We start from the raw sequence: 458 nt of genomic DNA, 5'->3' as shown, positions 1-458 counted from the left end.
CTGGTAGACATTGCCGACAACCAGCCGCAAACCCAGTGCAATCACGGTGGCCCGAGTATCAAGGTGTATGTGCTGGAAGTCGGTTATGGCCAGAATCAGCCGCACGCCACCCTGGTCGGTTTTGAAGTCAACGGCCCCCGGTCTCCGGTGTGCGCTTTTGATCACGGTAATCTGACCGAGTACAACCCCGGCAGCAACACCGTCGGATCGTTGTATACCTTCGATCTGGCGGGCAAGCAGGAAGGCACGTTCAGCTTCAGCAACACCTCGCTCAACGCGCCACGCAACACGATGTCGACCCAGCTTTACATCAAGTAACGGCTGTCACCGGACAGGGTGAGGCAAAGCTGACTACGCTTGAAAGATCACCCAGCGGATGGCGCCCATGACCTTTAGAGCCCTGATTACCCTCGCCGAGGGCGTCGATGATCTGCAAAGCGTGACCCTGATCGACGTGC

Annotated in this window: 1 protein-coding gene and 1 pseudogene; both read left to right on the top strand. The window is 57.9% G+C overall.

What is annotated here, in order from left to right; genetic code table 11:
- Window positions 1-318: DUF4879 domain-containing protein (locus J5M71_RS28235; protein ID WP_207838918.1), on the top strand; the 318-nt coding region annotated here is incomplete at its 5' end.
- Between the two features lie 67 nt (window positions 319-385).
- Window positions 386-458 (top strand): annotated as a pseudogene (locus J5M71_RS28230) (DJ-1 family protein); the annotation flags it as partial.

The organism is Pseudomonas sp. 43(2021) (genome assembly GCF_017490805.1).
Taxonomy (GTDB): Bacteria; Pseudomonadota; Gammaproteobacteria; order Pseudomonadales; family Pseudomonadaceae; genus Aquipseudomonas.
This window is presented reverse-complemented; position numbering and strand designations above follow the sequence as displayed.